At 71.8% G+C, this 16,582-nt stretch carries 15 protein-coding genes and 1 tRNA gene; 9 read left to right on the forward strand and 7 right to left on the reverse strand.

The window, feature by feature from the left end; translation table 11 throughout:
• Positions 1–71 precede the first annotated feature (71 nt).
• Complete coding sequence (locus tag NIE111_RS07080; RefSeq protein WP_238683608.1) at positions 72–1,319, forward strand: hypothetical protein; 1,248 nt, start codon at positions 72–74, stop codon at positions 1,317–1,319.
• Between the two features lie 42 nt (positions 1,320–1,361).
• Here the strand turns inward: NIE111_RS07080 and metG are convergent, their stop codons facing one another.
• Positions 1,362–3,164 (reverse strand): methionine--tRNA ligase, encoded by a 1,803-nt coding sequence (gene metG / locus NIE111_RS07085; RefSeq protein ID WP_238683609.1) that lies wholly within the window; start codon positions 3,162–3,164, stop codon positions 1,362–1,364.
• A 476-nt stretch (positions 3,165–3,640) separates the two neighbouring features.
• On the opposite strand from metG, the gene NIE111_RS07090 reads away from it, so the two are divergent.
• Positions 3,641–4,375, forward strand: a complete 735-nt coding sequence (locus NIE111_RS07090) for a hypothetical protein (RefSeq protein WP_238683610.1) — start codon at positions 3,641–3,643, stop codon at positions 4,373–4,375.
• 31 nt (positions 4,376–4,406) lie between these two features.
• Here NIE111_RS07090 and rsmI read toward each other — a convergent pair whose 3' ends face one another.
• Entirely contained in the window at positions 4,407–5,246 is an 840-nt protein-coding gene (gene rsmI, locus NIE111_RS07095; protein ID WP_274530802.1) for a 16S rRNA (cytidine(1402)-2'-O)-methyltransferase, read from the reverse strand.
• 149 nt (positions 5,247–5,395) lie between these two features.
• On the opposite strand from rsmI, the gene NIE111_RS07100 reads away from it, so the two are divergent.
• The 3 genes from NIE111_RS07100 (at position 5,396) to NIE111_RS07110 (ending at position 9,473) form a co-directional block, all read left to right on the forward strand.
• Complete coding sequence (locus tag NIE111_RS07100) at positions 5,396–7,048, forward strand: dolichyl-phosphate-mannose--protein mannosyltransferase (protein ID WP_274530803.1); 1,653 nt, start codon at positions 5,396–5,398, stop codon at positions 7,046–7,048.
• Positions 7,049–7,413: 365 nt separating this feature from the next.
• On the forward strand, positions 7,414–8,691 hold the full coding sequence (locus NIE111_RS07105) for a VWA domain-containing protein (RefSeq protein WP_238683613.1): 1,278 nt from the start codon (positions 7,414–7,416) through the stop codon (positions 8,689–8,691).
• Complete coding sequence (locus NIE111_RS07110; protein WP_238683614.1) at positions 8,691–9,473, forward strand: peptidase; 783 nt, start codon at positions 8,691–8,693, stop codon at positions 9,471–9,473. The genes NIE111_RS07105 and NIE111_RS07110 overlap by 1 nt, the downstream gene beginning before the upstream one ends.
• A gap of 46 nt (positions 9,474–9,519) precedes the next feature.
• Here NIE111_RS07110 and NIE111_RS07115 read toward each other — a convergent pair whose 3' ends face one another.
• Positions 9,520–9,789 (reverse strand): hypothetical protein, encoded by a 270-nt coding sequence (locus NIE111_RS07115; protein ID WP_203122828.1) that lies wholly within the window; start codon positions 9,787–9,789, stop codon positions 9,520–9,522.
• A 198-nt stretch (positions 9,790–9,987) separates the two neighbouring features.
• Between NIE111_RS07115 and NIE111_RS07120 the strand changes: the two genes are divergently transcribed.
• Complete coding sequence (locus NIE111_RS07120; RefSeq protein WP_238683615.1) at positions 9,988–10,644, forward strand: 4'-phosphopantetheinyl transferase family protein; 657 nt, start codon at positions 9,988–9,990, stop codon at positions 10,642–10,644.
• A gap of 203 nt (positions 10,645–10,847) precedes the next feature.
• Positions 10,848–11,618: a DUF4352 domain-containing protein gene (locus tag NIE111_RS07125; RefSeq protein ID WP_238683616.1), complete on the forward strand. Its 771-nt coding sequence runs from the start codon at positions 10,848–10,850 to the stop codon at positions 11,616–11,618.
• Positions 11,619–11,682: 64 nt separating this feature from the next.
• Here the strand turns inward: NIE111_RS07125 and NIE111_RS07130 are convergent, their stop codons facing one another.
• Positions 11,683–12,702, reverse strand: a complete 1,020-nt coding sequence (locus NIE111_RS07130) for a hypothetical protein (RefSeq protein ID WP_238683617.1) — start codon at positions 12,700–12,702, stop codon at positions 11,683–11,685.
• A 120-nt stretch (positions 12,703–12,822) separates the two neighbouring features.
• Positions 12,823–13,908, reverse strand: a complete 1,086-nt coding sequence (locus NIE111_RS07135) for a Gfo/Idh/MocA family protein (RefSeq protein ID WP_238683618.1) — start codon at positions 13,906–13,908, stop codon at positions 12,823–12,825.
• Between the two features lie 59 nt (positions 13,909–13,967).
• Here NIE111_RS07135 and NIE111_RS07140 point away from each other — a divergent pair, with 59 nt between their 5' ends.
• Together NIE111_RS07140 and NIE111_RS07145 are read left to right on the forward strand one after the other, a co-directional pair.
• Positions 13,968–14,702, forward strand: coding sequence for a hypothetical protein (locus NIE111_RS07140; protein WP_238683619.1), 735 nt, complete (start codon positions 13,968–13,970; stop codon positions 14,700–14,702).
• Positions 14,703–14,800: 98 nt separating this feature from the next.
• Positions 14,801–15,349, forward strand: a complete 549-nt coding sequence (locus NIE111_RS07145; protein WP_238683620.1) for a hypothetical protein — start codon at positions 14,801–14,803, stop codon at positions 15,347–15,349.
• A 72-nt stretch (positions 15,350–15,421) separates the two neighbouring features.
• On the opposite strand, the gene NIE111_RS07150 is transcribed toward NIE111_RS07145, so the two are convergent.
• A tRNA-Ala gene (locus tag NIE111_RS07150) sits at positions 15,422–15,495 on the reverse strand.
• Between the two features lie 251 nt (positions 15,496–15,746).
• Positions 15,747–16,529 carry a divisome protein SepX/GlpR gene (sepX, locus tag NIE111_RS07155; protein ID WP_238683621.1) on the reverse strand — a complete coding sequence of 261 codons (783 nt, stop codon included), beginning with the start codon at positions 16,527–16,529 and terminating at the stop codon, positions 15,747–15,749.
• Between the last annotated feature and the right edge of the window lie 53 nt (positions 16,530–16,582).

Below are 16,582 nucleotides of genomic sequence, written 5' to 3' on the forward strand. Positions count from 1 at the left end.
GACTCTACGGTCGCTCACGAGCGGACGCGACAGCGTGCGGACCTCATCCCACCGAGCAGCGAGGCGACGGCATGAGCGTCACCCCCCAGGCCGGTGGCAGCGCCGGCGAACGGACCGGACTGCACGTGGCGTTCGGCGGCGGTCTCTACCCGGCCGAGGAGATCGCCCGAGGCGCCGCGTACGAGTTGTTCAGCGCCGACGAGGTGGCCGGCTTCGAGTGGGCGCCCCGCCCGGGCAGCGCCCTGCCGTGGCACCGGTTCGTGCACGTCACCGAGGTGACAGCTGTGCACGGTGCCACCGAGCCGGCCGACGAGCCGGAGACGCCGCTACTGATCCCCGCTCACCGCGAGCGGGGTTGGGCGTACCTGCACCAGCTCAGCCAGCAGCCGGCGACGGCGGGCGACCCGATGCTGGTTGAGGCGCGCGCGTCGGCGGTGGTCCGGCGGGGCACCCGGATGATGAAGGTGCTCTCGGCCCAGCAGCTCGCCGGCTACGTACGGGGTTGGCTGCCGCACGGCTTCTGCTACCGCGAGCACGATGTGGCGCACCTGCGTACGCCGGCGACGACGACGGTGCTGCGTACCGATGGCGACGCTGGCCGGGACGGCCCGGACGTGGCGTACGCGCTGCGCTGGCGCGCGTCCGACCCGGGTGACTACGACGTGCCGGTGGGCCCGGCACACCGCGGCCTGACCGCGCTGGCCGCCCGGGACCGGCTCGGCGCCCCGGTGCTCGGCACCGGCTTCGTGCCCAGCAACGGTCAGCTCATCCCGGAGTTCATCACCAGGGACTTCGCCGACCTGCCGATGCCGGCGAACGCCGCCCTCATCGCGTACCCGGCGGAGGGGGTGGAGGTGGTGCTCTACACCTACCAGGCCGAACAGCGCGGGTGGCTGCGGATGGTGGGTCCGCAGTGGCGGCACCTGCTGGCCTCGGTGCCGGGCCTCTCCCCGGACCAGGAGTACGTGCCGAACGCAGACGCTCCCCGCTCCACCCAGCTGGTCGGCATGTACGGCGACAGCGAGTACGAGGCGGTCGCCGACCTACCCGGTGGGTTCCGGGTGCTGGCGATGACCCGGGCGGCCCGTTACCCGGTGGACGCGGTGGCTCGCCGGCTCCGGTTCGCCCAGTGGCGGGGGGTGCCGTGCCTGGTGCTGCGGGAGGAGGCCGGCTGGCTGCGGGTGCGCCTGCGCTACCCGAACCCGGACACGGTGGTCACGACCGGCGCGCAGTGTCAGGAACGCGGCGTCTACGAGGCCTGGGCGCCGGGCGCCGAGGTGACCGACGACCAGGTGATGGACACCCGGTACGCGATGTGACAGCGCGCGGCGGCGGGGCACCCGCCGCCGCGCGTCGCACGCTCAGTCGGCGAGCCGGGCCAGTTCCTCGTCGACGATCGACGGGTCGAGCTTGCGGAACACCGGCTTCGGCGCGGCCAGCGGGCGACCCGCCTCGATCGACACCGACTCCCAGCGCGCGCCGACTGTGTAGTCCCCGGTGAGCACCGGGTACGCCGGGCCGCCGTCCAGGTCGTCGACCTGCTCGATCACCGGCATCGGCGCGTGCACGCCGGTGCCCCCGAGCAGCTCGTGCACCTGTTGCGCGGAGTGCGGCAGGAACGGGGTGAGCAGCGTGTTGGCGTCGCTGATCACCTGAAGGGCGACGTGCAGGATGGTGCCCATCCGGGGCTTGTCCGCCTCGTCCTTGAGCTTCCATGGCGCCTGCTCGGAGAGGTACCTGTTGGCCTCGGCGACCACCTTCATGGCCTCGCCGATCGCCTGCTTCTGGCGGTGCCGGCCGATCAGGTCGCCGACAGTGGTGAACCCGGTCCGAGCGACGGCGAGCAGCGCCTCGTCGGCCTCGGTGAGCCCGGCCGGGTCGACCGGCGGGATCGCCCCGAAGTTCTTCGCGGCCATCGAGACGCACCGGTTGACCAGGTTGCCCCAACCGGCGACCAACTCGTCGTTGTTGCGGCGCAGGAACTCGGCCCAGGTGAAGTCGGTGTCGTTGCTCTCCGGGCCGGCGGCGGCGATGAAGTAGCGCAGCGCGTCGGCGTCGTAGCGCTCCAGGAAGTCGCGAACGTAGATGACCACCTTGCGGGACGAGGAGAACTTGCGCCCCTCCATGGTCAGGTACTCGCTCGAGACCACCTCGGTGGGCAGGTTGAGCCGACCCAGCTCGCCCGGCTCACCGTCGCGGGAGCCCTCGCCGGAGTAGCCGGAGAGCAGCGCCGGCCAGATCACCGAGTGGAAGACGATGTTGTCCTTGCCCATGAAGTAGTACGACTGGGCGTCCTTCCCCGCGCCGTCGGCGGACCAGTACTTCCGCCACGCGTCCGGGTCGCCGGAGCGACGGGCCCACTCGATCGAGGCGGACAGGTAGCCGATCACGGCGTCGAACCACACGTAGATCCGCTTGTCCGACCGGTCGCGCCAGCCGTCGAGCGGGATCGGCACGCCCCACTCCAGGTCACGGGTGATCGCCCGGGGCTGGAGGTCGTCGAGCAGGTTGCGGGAGAACCGCAGCACGTTGGGCCGCCACCCCTCGCGGGTGTCCAGCCACTGCCGCAGCACCTCGGCCAGGGCCGGCAGGTCCAGGAAGAAGTGCTCGGTCTCGACGAACTTCGGAGTTTCCCCGTTGATCCGCGACTTCGGGTTGATCAGGTCGATCGGGTCGAGCTGGTTGCCGCAGTTGTCGCACTGGTCACCGCGGGCGCTGTCGTACCCGCAGATCGGGCAGGTGCCCTCGATGTAGCGGTCGGGCAGGGTGCGCCCGGTGGACGGGGAGATCGCGCCCATGGTGGTCTTCGGCACGATGTAGCCGTTGCGGTACATCCCCTCGAACAGCTCCTGCACCACCGCGTAGTGGTTGCGGGTGGTGGTGCGGGTGAACAGGTCGTACGAGAGGCCGAGGCCGTGCAGGTCCTCGACGATCACCCTGTTGTACCGGTCGGCCAGCTCGCGCGGGGTCACCCCGTCGGCGTCGGCCTGCACCTGGATCGGGGTGCCGTGCTCGTCGGTGCCGGAGACCATGAGCACGTCGTGGCCGGCCATGCGCATGTACCGGGCGAAGACGTCGGAGGGAACGCCGAAACCGGAGACGTGGCCGATGTGGCGGGGGCCGTTGGCGTACGGCCAGGCCACTGCCGCGAGAACGTGACTCATGAGCAGTGAGCCTAGTGACCCGTCCGGGGCGTTCGCGAACCAATGGGGGGTGCCCGACCGTCGGACCGGGCCGACCACCTCGCCCGTTGGTCCGATTTGTCGTCGACACGCGGCTCACCTGCCCGTTTCATCTCCTGGCGCGGTGTGCAATGAACGTCGTGACGGGCAGAGGAGCGGCGCGGGACCACGAGGACTGTCCCACCGGGTCGGCGGTCGGCGACGACCCGGGGCCCGAGCCCGCCGTGTCCCGGGTCGCCGGGGTCCCACCGCAACCTCGGTTCGTGCGCAGCGCCGACCCGGGGACACAGCGGCCCACCCCGGCAGGGAGGTCCGCCGCCCCGGCCCGCCCCGCGCCGGCGGCACCGTCACCCACACCGACTCGTCCGACCCCGGGGGCACCCGTACCCAGCCCGGTCCGGCCCGGCTCGTCAGGCTCGCCGACCGGCGCGGCACCAACCGGCGCGGAGCCTGTGGAGGTGGAGCCGACCACCGGCGCGCCGGTGGACGCGGTGCCGCGTCGGGTGCCGGTCCGAGAGCAGGGCCGCCGGCAGCGCGACCACGGGCCCGACGGCGACCCGCCGGACGACGACGGCGGCGCTTTCTGGGCGCCGATCGAGCAGGTGCACTGGGACGGCACCCCGGTCCGCAAGGACGCGGCACCGGCACGGCTCCGCGGCTTCCGGCTGGCGCGGCGCCGGGCACCCAGCCGCACACCCCCACCGCCGGATCCGTTGCCCGGGCTCGCCGCGCTGGTGGTGCTGAGCCTGGTCGCGGCCTTCTTCGCCTGGGTCAGCGCCGGCCCGTTCTGGCTCGCGGTCGGGCACGCCCGGACGGGCACCGTGGTGATCGACGACTGTTCCGGCGGCGGGCTCACCCTGCGGTGCCGGGGGATCTTCACTGCCGAGGACGGGCTGTTCATCGCCCATGGTGTCCGGGTCAGCGGCGTGCCCGTCGATCAGCGCACGGACGGCACCGCGCTGCCGGCGCGGATGACCGGCCCGGACAGCGGCACCGCGTACGCGGACGTCGGCGTGGGCCGGCACCTGCGGTGGCTGCCCGGTCTGCTGGTGGTGCTGGCCTGCGCCGCCGGCATCGTCCGGTGGACCGGGTCGGCACGGCTGCCCGGTCGCCGGCACCGCCGGTGGGCAGTGGCCGCCGCCATCGCCGGCCCGACGCTGATCACCGTCGGCTTCCTGGCCGCCGCGTGGTGAACCCTCCGCCCGGCGGAGCGCACCACATCGGTCAGCTGTGCACGATCGTGTAGACGTCCCGGCGGCGCAGCGCGTACTCGGTGGCGACGTCGGTGATGGCGTCCCGGCGGGACCGGCCGGCGGCCTCCCGCTCGGCGACGGCGGCGCGCAGGGTGTCGTCGTCGGGGCGTTCGGCAGCGGTCACCGGAGCTCCGGCCACCACCAGGGTGATCTCGCCGCGCGGGTCCCCCTCGGTGGCCCACCGGGCCAGCTCGCCGAGGGGGCGGCGGAGCACCTCCTCGTAGGTCTTCGTGAGTTCGCGGCAGACTGCGGCCGGCCGGTCCGCCCCGAACGTGTCCGCCAGGTCGGTGAGCGTCGCCCCGATCCGGTGGGGGGCCTCGAAGAAGACAAGGGTGCGCTCCTCGGCGGCGAGGGCGCGCAGCCGGGATCGGCGGCCGCTGGGGGTACGGGGCAGGAAGCCCTCGAAGCAGAACCTGTCGCAGGGCAGCCCGGAGACGGCCAGCGCGGTGGTGACCGCGCTGGGCCCGGGGGCGACGGTGACCGGCGCCCCGACGTCCAACGTGGCACGGACCAGCCGGTAGCCGGGGTCGGAGACGCTGGGCATTCCGCCGTCGGTCACCAGCGCCACCACGTATCCGCCGAGGATGGCCTCGACCAGCTCGGGGGTGCGCCGCTCCTCGTTGCCCTCGAAGTAGGAGACGATTCGACCACCGACGGTGAGGTCGAGATCGCGGGCCAGCCGGGTGAGCCGGCGGGTGTCCTCGGCGGCGACCACGTCGGCGCTGATCAGCACCTCCCGGAGTCGGGCTGAGGCGTCGGCGGGGTTGCCGAGCGGAGCACCGAGCAGGATCAGGCGCCCAACTTCGGACATTTCACCCACGGATTCGTCTCCTTCATTGCAGGGAATACCGGTATCAGGGACGACGGACGCCACCGGGCACCCTGGCAGCCTACGATCGCCGGGTGACGAGTGCGTCGACAGCGCAGAGCCCGAGCGCCGATCCGGACAAGATGATCCAGATGACGGGCGAGCCCAGTGCCATTCAGGAGCCGACGGCGCCGAGTGCCGAGGGCGGCGGGGTGGCAGCTGTGGTCCGGCGACGGTTCGCCACCGTCGACACCCAGGTGGACCGCTTCTCCTGGCTGGCCACGGCAGTGGTGGTGGCCATCGCGGCGATCGTGCGCTTCGTGGGGCTGTCCAGCCCGAAGGGCAAGATCTTCGACGAGACGTACTACGCCAAGGACGCCTACGGGCTGATCTCGCGTGGCGTGGAGTGGAACTACAAGGACAACGCTCCGTCGTACGTGGTGCACCCGCCCCTGGGCAAGTGGTTGATCGGCGTCGGCGAGTGGGCGTTCGGCTATCAGGACGCCGATTCCAAGGTCTCCGTCCCCGGGCACCTGATGACCACCGCACCGGAGTTCGGCTGGCGTTTCTCGGCGGCGGTCATCGGCACGCTGTCGGTGCTGCTGCTGGTCCGCATCGGTCGGCGGATGTTCCGCTCGACGGTGCTCGGCTGCGCGGCCGGCCTGCTGCTCGCCCTGGACGGCTTCCACCTGGTGCTGTCCCGGGCGGCCCTGCTCGACATCTTCCTGCTCTTCTTCGTGCTGGCGGCGTTCGGCGCGCTGGTGCTCGATCGGGACGCCCGCCGTCGGCGCTGGGCTCGGGCCCTGGACGACGGGCTCGATCCGAGCCAGCCGGGCCGGGCCGGCCGCCCGCCGACCGGTTGGCGCACCTGGCCGTGGTGGCGGCTGGCCGCCGGGGTGCTGATCGGCTGCGCCTGTGCGGTGAAGTGGAGCGCTCTGTACTTCGTGCCGGCCTTCGCGCTGCTGGTGCTCTTCTGGGAGGTCGGCGTCCGCCGCTCGGCGGGCGTCCGCCGGCCCTGGCGGGACACGCTCGTCGACGAGCTGCCCTGGCTGGTGCTCGCCGGCGTGCTCATGGTGGGCACCTACCTCGCCACCTGGTCGGGCTGGCTGCTCACCGACGACGGTTACTACCGGCTGGCGTCGTCCTACCCGGGCTCCCGGCTCAGCGACCGGCCGGTGATCGGTCCGCTGATCAACCTCTTCGAGTACCACCGCGCGGCGTACGGCTTCCACGCCCAGCTCGATGACGCGCACAAGTACCAGTCGTGGCCGTGGCAGTGGCTGCTGTTGGGTCGGCCGGTGGCGTTCCACTACGCGGGCGACGGCGTCTGCGGCGCGGCGAGCTGCGCCTCGGAGATTCTGCTGCTCGGCACCCCGCTGCTCTGGTGGTCGTTCCTGCCCGCTCTGGTGGCGCTGGTCTGGCTGGGTGTGGCCCGTCGGGACTGGCGGGCCGGCGCGATCCTGCTGACCGTGGCCGCCGGGCTGCTGCCGTGGTTCTGGTTCGCCCTCGACGGCCGGACGATGTTCTCGTTCTACGCCGCGCCGGCGGTGCCGTTCCTGGTGCTGGCCGTGGTGTACGTGCTGGGCGCGCTGATCGCGCCCGCCGGGGGTGACGTGGGTACGGTGGCGCCGCTGGTGCCCGGCGACCCGAGTTATGAGCGCCGACTGGTGGGCAGCATCGCGGCGGGGGCGTACGTGCTGCTGGTGGCGCTCTGCTTCGCGTACTTCTATCCGATCTTCGTGGGTCGGGTGATTCCCTACTCGGACTGGTTGTCCCGGATGTGGCTCGACGGTCGGTGGATATAAGCATCGACAGGCGACGCGCCGCACAGCGCGACGGAAGAAGGGCCCGCACGCCGAAGCGTGCGGGCCCTTCTTGACAAAGACGCGCGCCCCGATCGCCTGCCACGGGGGAAGCGGGCGATTGGGGCGCGCATGAAGAGCTTAACCACCCCGCACCACCGGCACAACGGGTCGACTTGGGTCAGATTTCCGACGGATGCTGGCCGAACCGACACCTTCCCTCGCACAGTTGACCGAGGGTGACCCGGCGTGGACCCTGAGCGCGGGCGCGGCCGGTCAGAGGCGATCCCCGGCGTGGCCGGAGTCGCCGGTTCCGCACGCCTCCACCCAAATGATCATCCAAAGTGGATCTCACTACACTGCGGGTCGTGATCAACTTCAGACGATCGACGGCGGTCCTTCTCGGACTGTTGGCGACCACCGCGCTGACCGGGCCGGCGCAGGCCGACGAGGAGCCGGCGCCCGAGCCGCCCCGGGTCGAGTTGGTGCTCGACGTCAGCGGGTCGATGCGCGCCGCCGACATCGACGGACGCTCCCGGATCTCGGTCGCCCAGCAGGCCTTCAACGAGGTGGTCGACGCGCTGCCCGAGGAGACACAACTCGGCATCCGGGTGCTCGGCGCGACCTACCGCGGCAAGGACAAGAAGGTCGGTTGCCAGGACACCCAGCAGATCGTGCCGGTCGGGCCGGTGGACCGGTCCGCCGCCAAGGCCGCGGTGGCGACACTTCGGCCGACCGGGTTCACTCCGGTCGGGCTGGCGCTGCGCTCCGCCGCGCAGGACCTGGGCACCGGGGCAACCACGAGACGGATCGTGCTGATCACCGACGGCGAGGACACGTGTGCTCCGCCGGACCCGTGCGAGGTGGCCCGGGAACTGGCCGCCCAGGGCACCAGGCTGGTCGTCGACACCCTCGGCCTGGCCCCCGACGAGAAGGTTCGCCGACAACTGCTCTGCATCGCCAGCGCGACCGGCGGGACCTACACCGCCGCGCAGAGCGCCGAGGAGCTGACCGACCGGATCAAACAGCTCGTCGAGCGGGCCGGGGACACGTACACCCGGGCCCCGACCGTGGTCGGCGGCACGAGCGCGTGCGACTCGGCGCCCCTGCTCGCCCCCGGCGTCTACGCCGACCGGGAGGCGTTCTCCGAGCATCGCTACTACCGGGTGCCGATCCGTCCCGGGCAGGAACTGCGGGCGTCGGTGAGCATGGCGTTGGACCGGGCCGTCAACCGGGACTACGGGGTGCTGTTGCGGGCCACCGCGGCCGACGGCCGGGAACTCGTTCGCGGCGCGGACGCCGGCAGCGGGCGGGCCGACGTGCTCTCCGCCGGGCTGCGCTGGTCGGCCACCGCCGACGACGAGGATGCCACCGAGACCGAGCAGAGCTCCGCGCCGGTCGTCGAACCCACCACCGTCTGCCTGGTGGTCAGCAACTCGTTCGCCCCGCGTCCCGGCACCGCGGCGACCCCGGGCATGCCCGTGGAGTTGACCATCGACGTGGTCGCCGCCGCACCCGCACCGGACGGACCGGACCTCGGCCGCGGCTGGGCGCTGCTCGCCCTGCTCACCATCGCCGGGCTGATCACCGGTCTGCTCGCCGGCCTGCTCACCCGCTGGTGGGTCGCCACCTGGAGGGAGAACTGATGCCTACCGCACTGTTCCGGTCGATGGCGGCGCTGCTCGCCGCCGGCGTCGCCGCTCTGCTTCCCGCTGCGGCCGTAGCCGCACCGACCCCCTCCCCGGGTGCCACGCCGGTGAACCGTGCCGGCACGTCGTTCCTCACCGCCACCCCGATCACCGCCGGACAACCGGTACGGGTGGACGCCTCGATCGGTGACCACCTCTACTGGTCGTTCCCCGCGACGGCCGGCCAGGTGCACGAGATCAACGCCACCGTCACCTTCCCGAAGGGACGCGGCGGCGCCTCCACCTGGACGGTGGACGTCTTCGACGGGCTGCGCCGACGCCAGGCGTGCACGGCGGGGGCTCAGACCCCGACCGTGGACGCGAAGGCGTCGAACGTGGTGCTGGGCTGCACGCTGCGCGAGGTGCGGCCGTGGGCGGAGCCCTGGTCGGCCGATCCGCTGCCCGGCACGTACGTCGTCCGGCTGTCCGTGATCGAGCTGCCGGAGGCGGATCTGGGTGCGCCGATCGACGTCGACCTGCTGGTCGGCACCATCGCCGACCGGGGCGCCTCGGCTGACGACGGCGAGTTGGCCGCCCCGCTGGTGCCGAACACCAAGGCCGGCACGGTGCTCAACGCCGTACCCCCGGTGGACGCGGAGGCCGACGACGAGAGCGGCTCGCTGGCGGACTGGTTGCCGGATCTCGGCTCGCGCTGGGTCTGGACCGGCATCGGCGGCGCGCTCGCCGCGGTGGCCGGCGTGTGCGGCTTCGCGGTGACCCGACGCCCTCGACGTCGCTGAAACGCCACCTCTGGTGGCCCCGCTCAGCGGCGGGGCCACCAGAGACTCAGCTACGTCGGGAGCCGCGCGGCAACCAGCCGATGAACCTATCCTGGAGCGACATCACCGGGGCCGCGCGCAGATCCTCGGTGGCGGCGGCGAGGCAGGAGCCCAGATAGACGCTGAGCATTGCGCGATCACCCCCGTACTCCGCCAGCAGCCGGGTGCGCTTCGTCGCGCACGGCCACTCGTCGCCGCAGGAGCCGCAGCTCCAGCAGGGGGTCTTCGGGGCGTGTTCGTCAGCCCGCACCCCCGGCCGTTCCAGGCCATCGGTCATCGCACGTCCTTCCAGATGTCCACGGGACTGGCGGCTGCCGTGCCGGCCAGCATTGATGGTGGTCCCCCCGGAGCCATCAGGGAGAGCGCTGCGCGTCCCTCCGGTGTTACATCTTTGCGGTACCTTCGACGGTCGTGGGAGTCGGAAATTTGACGGTTAACTCTGTGCGTCATTCCTACCGACCAGTAGGCCACCGAAATGCGTGACCTGCTTCCATCGACGGTCGCGGTCGCCGTCGCCGGGCCGGAGGACTGGACAGGCGAATTGCTCCCCGCTGAGCAGGCGTGTCTCGGCGAGCGGGCGGTGCAGACCCGTCGGCGGGACTTTGTCGCGGGAAGGACTTGCGCCCGCAGGGCGTTGCGCGACCTCGGCCTGCCGACGACCGCGGTGCCGGCCGCCAGCGACCGCGCGCCGGTCTGGCCGGCCGGGGTGGTCGGCAGCATCACCCACACCGCCGGCTACTGCGCCGCAGCGGCGGCGCACACCACCGACATCCGGTCCGTCGGGATGGATGCCGAGCAGCACCGCGAGGTCAATCCGGGAGTACGCCGACTCGTGCTGCTGCCGGAGGAGGAGGCCACCTGCGCACGGCTACCCGGCGGCACCCACTGGCCGGTCGTGCTGTTCAGTGCGAAGGAGACCGTCTACAAGGTGTGGCATCCGATCGTCCGCGGCTGGTTGGACTTCCACGACGCTCTCCTCGACATCGATCCGGATGCGGGCACGTTCACTGCCCGGATCGCACCGGCCCGCGTGGACGCGGCCGGGGTCGACAACCCCCCGACATCGATCAGCGGCCACTTCGTGATCGCCGACGGGTTGGTCCGCACCGCCGCTGCGCTTCCGGCGCGTTGACCTCGCCTGGTTACTCATAGCGATGATTGGAATACCGATCCACAGTGGCGTTCGGCGACCGACCAAACACCGTCCACGCTGGCCAGACTGGCTTCGCATCCTCGCGATGGGATGCCCTCCGGCGTGACCACTGGACGTTCCGCCACCCACGGTAACGTCGAAGAGTTCCCCGCACCGCACGTACCGAAGCGTCAAGGAGTACGGTGACCCACCCCCAGCCACGCGTCAGGCCGCACAATCCCCAACAGCCGAACCCGCAGCCGCCGGCCCGCTCCTTCGCGGCGACACCGCAGCCGCCGTTCTCGGGGCCTGCGTACCCGGCGGCCGGCGGGCACACGGACCATGGCGGCGGATATCGGGCACCCGGTGGGTCCGGCTACCCGATCATCGCACCACCACCGGCGCAGACGGACCGCGCCAAGAAGTCCGTCGTTGCCGTCGCGGTCTCCGCGGCCGTACTCACCCTGCTCACCTGCGCCGGCGGCATCGTGGCGGTCGTCATCGGCACCAAAGGCACCTCGACCACTGTGAGCGAGGCACAGGCCACCCCGCCGACCCCGCCGCCGGCGAACGGCGACACCCGCGACCTGTCGCCGGGCGACACCCTGGTCGTCAACAGCGAGGCCGGCACCGTCGAGATCACCGTGACGAAGTTCAGCAGCGCCACCAAACCCTGCAGGTCCCACGGGCTGAAGCCCGGCGAGGGCATGTACGTGATCGCCGACGTGACTGTGGCTGTCACCAAGGGCACCGTGTCGACGAACCCGCTCTACTTCCAGTGGGTGGCCGCCGACGGCACCAAGACCACTGCGATCGGCGGAGCCTTCTCCGGCTGCGGCAAGCCGATGCCGGCCGTCGACGACCTGACCGCCGGCACCAGACGCACCGGCAGCGTGGTGTTCGACGTGCATGACACCTCGGGCGCGTTGGAGTACCAGGACCAGTTCCAGACCGCCGGTTCCTGGAAGCCGTGACGCGCTGACGCGACGTGGGGCCGACCCGTCCGGGCCGGCCCCACGCGGTGGGCGAGTCGGTGGGTCAGCAGCCCGTCCAACGCACCGGAGTCAACCGGTCGGCGAGGACGTTGCGGAACCCGACGATGGTGCCCGAGTTGGAGATGGAGCGCGCACCGACGACCACCCCTTCGCCGCCGCCCGGCAGAACCCGGGAGGTGGCGCCCCTGGCAACGCGGTCACCACCCACCACGGCGCCCTTGGCGTTGACACCGGTCAGTGCCGGCATTTCCTGGTCGAGCAGCGTGTGCGAGCCGTTCCGAAGGTCCCACCGCACCCTGCTCGACGAGGTGGCGCCGCCCAGCCAAACCTGGCCGATCGCCCAGCGGCCCGCCGCCTCGCCGGCAGTGCTCCACTCGGCGCCCGGGAACGTGAGCGCGTCGATCCGGCCGTTCGGCCGGCGGACCCAGCTGTTCCAGTCTCCGAAGGGCCCGGCGCTGCCGACGATGGTCCCGTTGTCAGTGATCCCACCCGCCTGGGCGTCGACCGGGGCGTCGAGCACCTCCACAGTGCCCGGACGGGCAGCCGGCCAGCGCAGCGCGACAATTTCCCCGGAGACGATGTCGGAGCCGTGGCCGACGATGTCGCCGGCGTCGTTGATGGCGCTGACATACGTGGCGGTGGACGGCAGCACCGGCAACTGCTCGAGCTTGCCGTCGCGGTACCTCCACGGCTGCCCGTAGCCGGTCTCCGCCGATCCGTTGCCGATCACGACGCCGTCGGCGTTGATGTCGACGGGGGTGGCCGAGGCCTCCGACTCCAGCTCGGTGACCCGCTGCCCGTCCCAGAACAGCAGCAGGTACTGGTTGTCGGTCCCACCGACCCGCAGCGCGGTCCCCGCGACGTAGCGACCCGTCGGGTCGACCGCGTTCGCGTCGGCGCGATAGGTGTCGGTCGGGTACGGCAGCGTACTGATCTTGCAGGTGCGGGGGGTCGCCCCGCCGGGCGCGGCGGTCGCCGTCGCGGAGACAGCGACGCCGAGAGAGGTAGCCAGCAGACCGGTCGCTGTGGCTGCGAGCATCCGGCGTCGAGTGCTTCGATTCATGCTTGCTCCCCGTGTGCGGCCCGGGTGCTCCCGGGCATTCGGTTGATACCCGGCTTCACAGGTGAGCTGGCTTCACGGTTGCGCACTGTCAGCCAAGAGACAGAAACGGATCCGGCGGACCTACCGTCCCCATGCCTCGGTGGCGGTGACGACCGGCCGGCCGGTGCGTACCGATTCGTCGACGGCGAGGCTGATCAGGTGGTCCTGGCAGGCTTCGGCAAGCGGATACGGAGCCGGGCCCTCCTCCCGCGCCCACGCCCCGGCGCGGGCGACGATGTCGGCGACCGCGATGTCGTCGTCGGACATCCCGCTGCCGACGAACGGATTGCGGTAGACCACGTCGCCGTCGAAGCTGATGTGCTTGAGGTCGAGCCCTTCCAGGTTGAGGTCGAGACCGGTCTGCCGCCGGGTCAGGAACGACTCCACCGGCGTGCTCGGGTCGACCAGGCGGACCACCCGGTCGTCCACCAGCTCACCGCGCGAGCCCCGGACCACCAACCGGCGGGTACGCAGCGGGTTCCACCACTGGTTGTCGGTGAAGTCGTACAACCCCATCCGCCCGCCGAAGTCGATGGTCGCGAGGGTGGTGGAGAGCTGCTGCGGGGTGTCGTCGCCGCTCCAGCCAGCCGGCGAGAGCGGGTCGGCCAGCGGCGCGACGAAGGCGCGCGCGCTCACCTCGGCGCTCTCGTGACCGACGCCGAGAAGACCCCGGATCAGTGAGACCGCGTGGTACAGGTGGGTCGAGGAGATCTGGACCGAGGTCGGCTCACCGAGCACCCCGGCGCGGACCAGCGCCAGCCGCGCCGCGTGTCCGGGCATCAGCAGGTACTGCTCGGCGACCTGCACCAGGCCGCTGCCTCCGACGTCGGCCCAGAGCGAGCGCAGGCCCGCCAGGTCGGGGGCGGGCGGTGTCTCGGCGAGCACCGGTACGCCGGCCGCCACCAACTCCCGGGTCGCCTCTGGCGTCACCGGCCACGGCACCGACACGATGACGAAGTCCGGCCGCTCGTGGGCGAGCATCTCCGCCGTCGTGCGGAAGGTCGACACACCCCAGTCGGCAGTCACGGCAGCTCCCCGTGATTCGGTACGCGTCACCACCCCGGTCACCCGGAACCGCTCGGGGAGCAGCCGGGCCAGGCGAAGGAAGAACTCACCTCGCCAGCCACTGCCGATGATGCCGAACCGGGTCTGGGCCACCGAAGTCATCTTGGCTCCTCACGTAGAGGTCCGGATGCTAACCGTTCTCCTTCGCTACGGTTGTGCCGATGACCACCGAGCCGACGCGGGCCGTACCCGTGCTGGTGCCCGACGCGGGACCGCCCCTGGACTACTACCTGGTCCTCCCTCGACGCGACGAGCGCGACCCAGCCACCACTGTGGAAGGGATCGTCGTCGAGGAGTTCACCCGCCACCACGACCTCACCACGACGGGGCTGGACAGCGCCGGTTGGACGCCGGAGACCGGCTGGTGGAGTTCCGCCACGCTGAGCCGCGGCATGCGCACCGACCCCGAGGTGCTGGAGCGGGTGTTCCCCACCTCCCGCCGGAAGGCCGAGGACGTCTACCGCGCCCTCGGTGGCGGGCAACTGCCGGACGAGTCGGTGCTTCGTACGCACTTCCTCGACCACCAACCGATCGCCACCGCCCCGCCGTTGCGGCTCGGCCCGGTGCAGCCACCGGCCGGCTTTCACGAGCGGCGGGTGTACCGCGTCCTCTTCGCCAAGGACCTCCGCGCCGAGCAGGTGGCGAGCCTTCGGACGGCCTGGCGGACACCGACGGGCGGCACTGTCGCGTCAGTCGCGAGCGGTCGTCTCGACGAGCACGGCGACCAGTTCACCTGGGATCTGCGACGGGTCGGCCACACCCTGGCCTGGTGTCTCGACGTGACGGTTCTGCTGAGCACCGACGCGTCCGAGGCGGTGGGCTCGACCCTGACCGGCCTGACCAACGTCCTGCGCGAACACGGCCTGATACCGGTGACGACCGAACGCTTCGCCTAGCGCGTGGCACCTGACCACCTGACCGCCCGACAAGACTGGAGGCTTGGATGTCAGTCGACCTTGAGGCAACACTGGCCCGGCCCATCTCGCTCGCTGAGATGGTGACCGCCGCGCGCGCCACCCTGTCCGAGCTGCTCGGCGTGGACACGACGCCCGAGCTGAGCGTGTTCACCGACCGACGTTACGAGCAGGGACACCGCGTCGCTTCCGGCCGCCGCCTCGACGCGGCAGAACTGCGGTCCACCACCATCGGCCACCGCATTGACCGCAAGCCCAACGGAATGCCGGGCTCGATCCACCTCGAGATCGACGTCTCGGGCTTCGCGGACGGTGCGTGGCTCCTGGTCATCGACCACGAGCCGGAGACCGGTGGTGTCCCGGAGGCAGTCTTCAGCCCCTACCGCACGTGTGTGAGTGTCGTCGTAACGCTGGCCATGGCGCTTGCCGTCGCCGACCTCACCGGCGGCCAGTTCACTGACGACCAGATCCGGCTGCTGCGGCCAGGCCACACCCACCCGCGCCATCTGGTCACGGCGACCCGCCTACCACGTGAGCCGGGGGAGTTCACCCAGAGATGCGAGCGCTACCTTCGCCAGTTCGCGCATCTCGGCGGGTGGCCGCGCCAGGTGTCGATGGAGCACACGTGATGGGTTCGGTCCGCCACCCGGAAGATCGCAAAAGGCCGCCTCCGACTCGCGGAAACGGCCTTTGGCCTGGGGTGGAGCTGAGGGGATTTGAACCCCTGACCCCCTCGATGCGAACGAGGTGCGCTACCAGTCTGCGCCACAGCCCCCCGCCGGCGAACCGGCTTCGGTCCCACCCGGCTTACACCGGGCGGGCCGGCAGCAAGGCTAACAGGTCGTCGCCCTTCACCGCGAATCCGCCCCCGGCCCGGCGCTTCGACCCGCCCGAAGATCGACTCGGGCTCCTGGAAATCGGGGCATCCCGGACGCCACAACCACCCGACTTCAAGGAACCAGAGTCGATCAAACCGGCCGGGCACGGCCGAGACCGAGGCACGGCCGAGACCGGCCGGGACCGGCGTCAGGCGCCTCGGCCGGCCTCGTAGGGACGGCCGCGCAGTCCGCCCGACCGTCGGTACGAGACCGATCCACCGTTGACCGCCGCCGGGAGGTCTCCCGGCCGGTCCAGGCCCATGGCGGCTCGGCGTACCCCTTCCCGCTGGGCGGCGAGGCGGCGCTGCGCCTCCCGGCGGGCCGCGGCCCGGCGGGCCTGCTCCCGGCGCACCTCGGCCTGCCGGGCGGCCAACCAGGCGGCCTCCCGGGCCCGGACGCGGCGGCGGCGACGCCCGGCCAGGGCCTGACCCCGCAGGTGCACGACGTACAAGGCCAGGAGCAGGAAGGTGACCCCGAAGCCGACCCAGAAGCCGGGGCTGACGAACAGCACGCCGATCAGCTCGACGACGTTGAGGAGCAGCAGGGCGGCGAGCACCCGGCGACGCCGGTACACGGCGGGGGTGTGCTGTCGGCGCGGCGGTGGGCGGCGACGGGACCGCTTCGGCGCGGCGGGCACGGCGCGCAGTCGACCGGAGCGGCGGACGGCTGGTGGCGCGGAGACCGGGGCGCTCAACGCACCGGTAGTCACGTCTTCACTGAGGGTGACGATCAGCGAGCGCGGAGGATGGACGGGTCGCCGTCCCGGCACAGTGCGGCGCCGTCGGCGGCGCTGGAGCACCCGCGCCGTCGACTGCGCCCGCTCCGCCACCAGCCGCTCGGTGGCGTCGTACCGACGAACCAACGCCGGGGCCAGGGCGAGCAGGCCGGCGGCGGCGAGGACGGCGAGGAGCACCGAGGTCGGCACCCTCACCCCTCCCGTCACCGAATTCGAAGCAACCGCCATCCGACCGCAGGATCTTCCAT

Source organism: Micromonospora hortensis (assembly GCF_022230935.1).
Taxonomy (GTDB): Bacteria; Actinomycetota; Actinomycetes; order Mycobacteriales; family Micromonosporaceae; genus Micromonospora; species Micromonospora hortensis.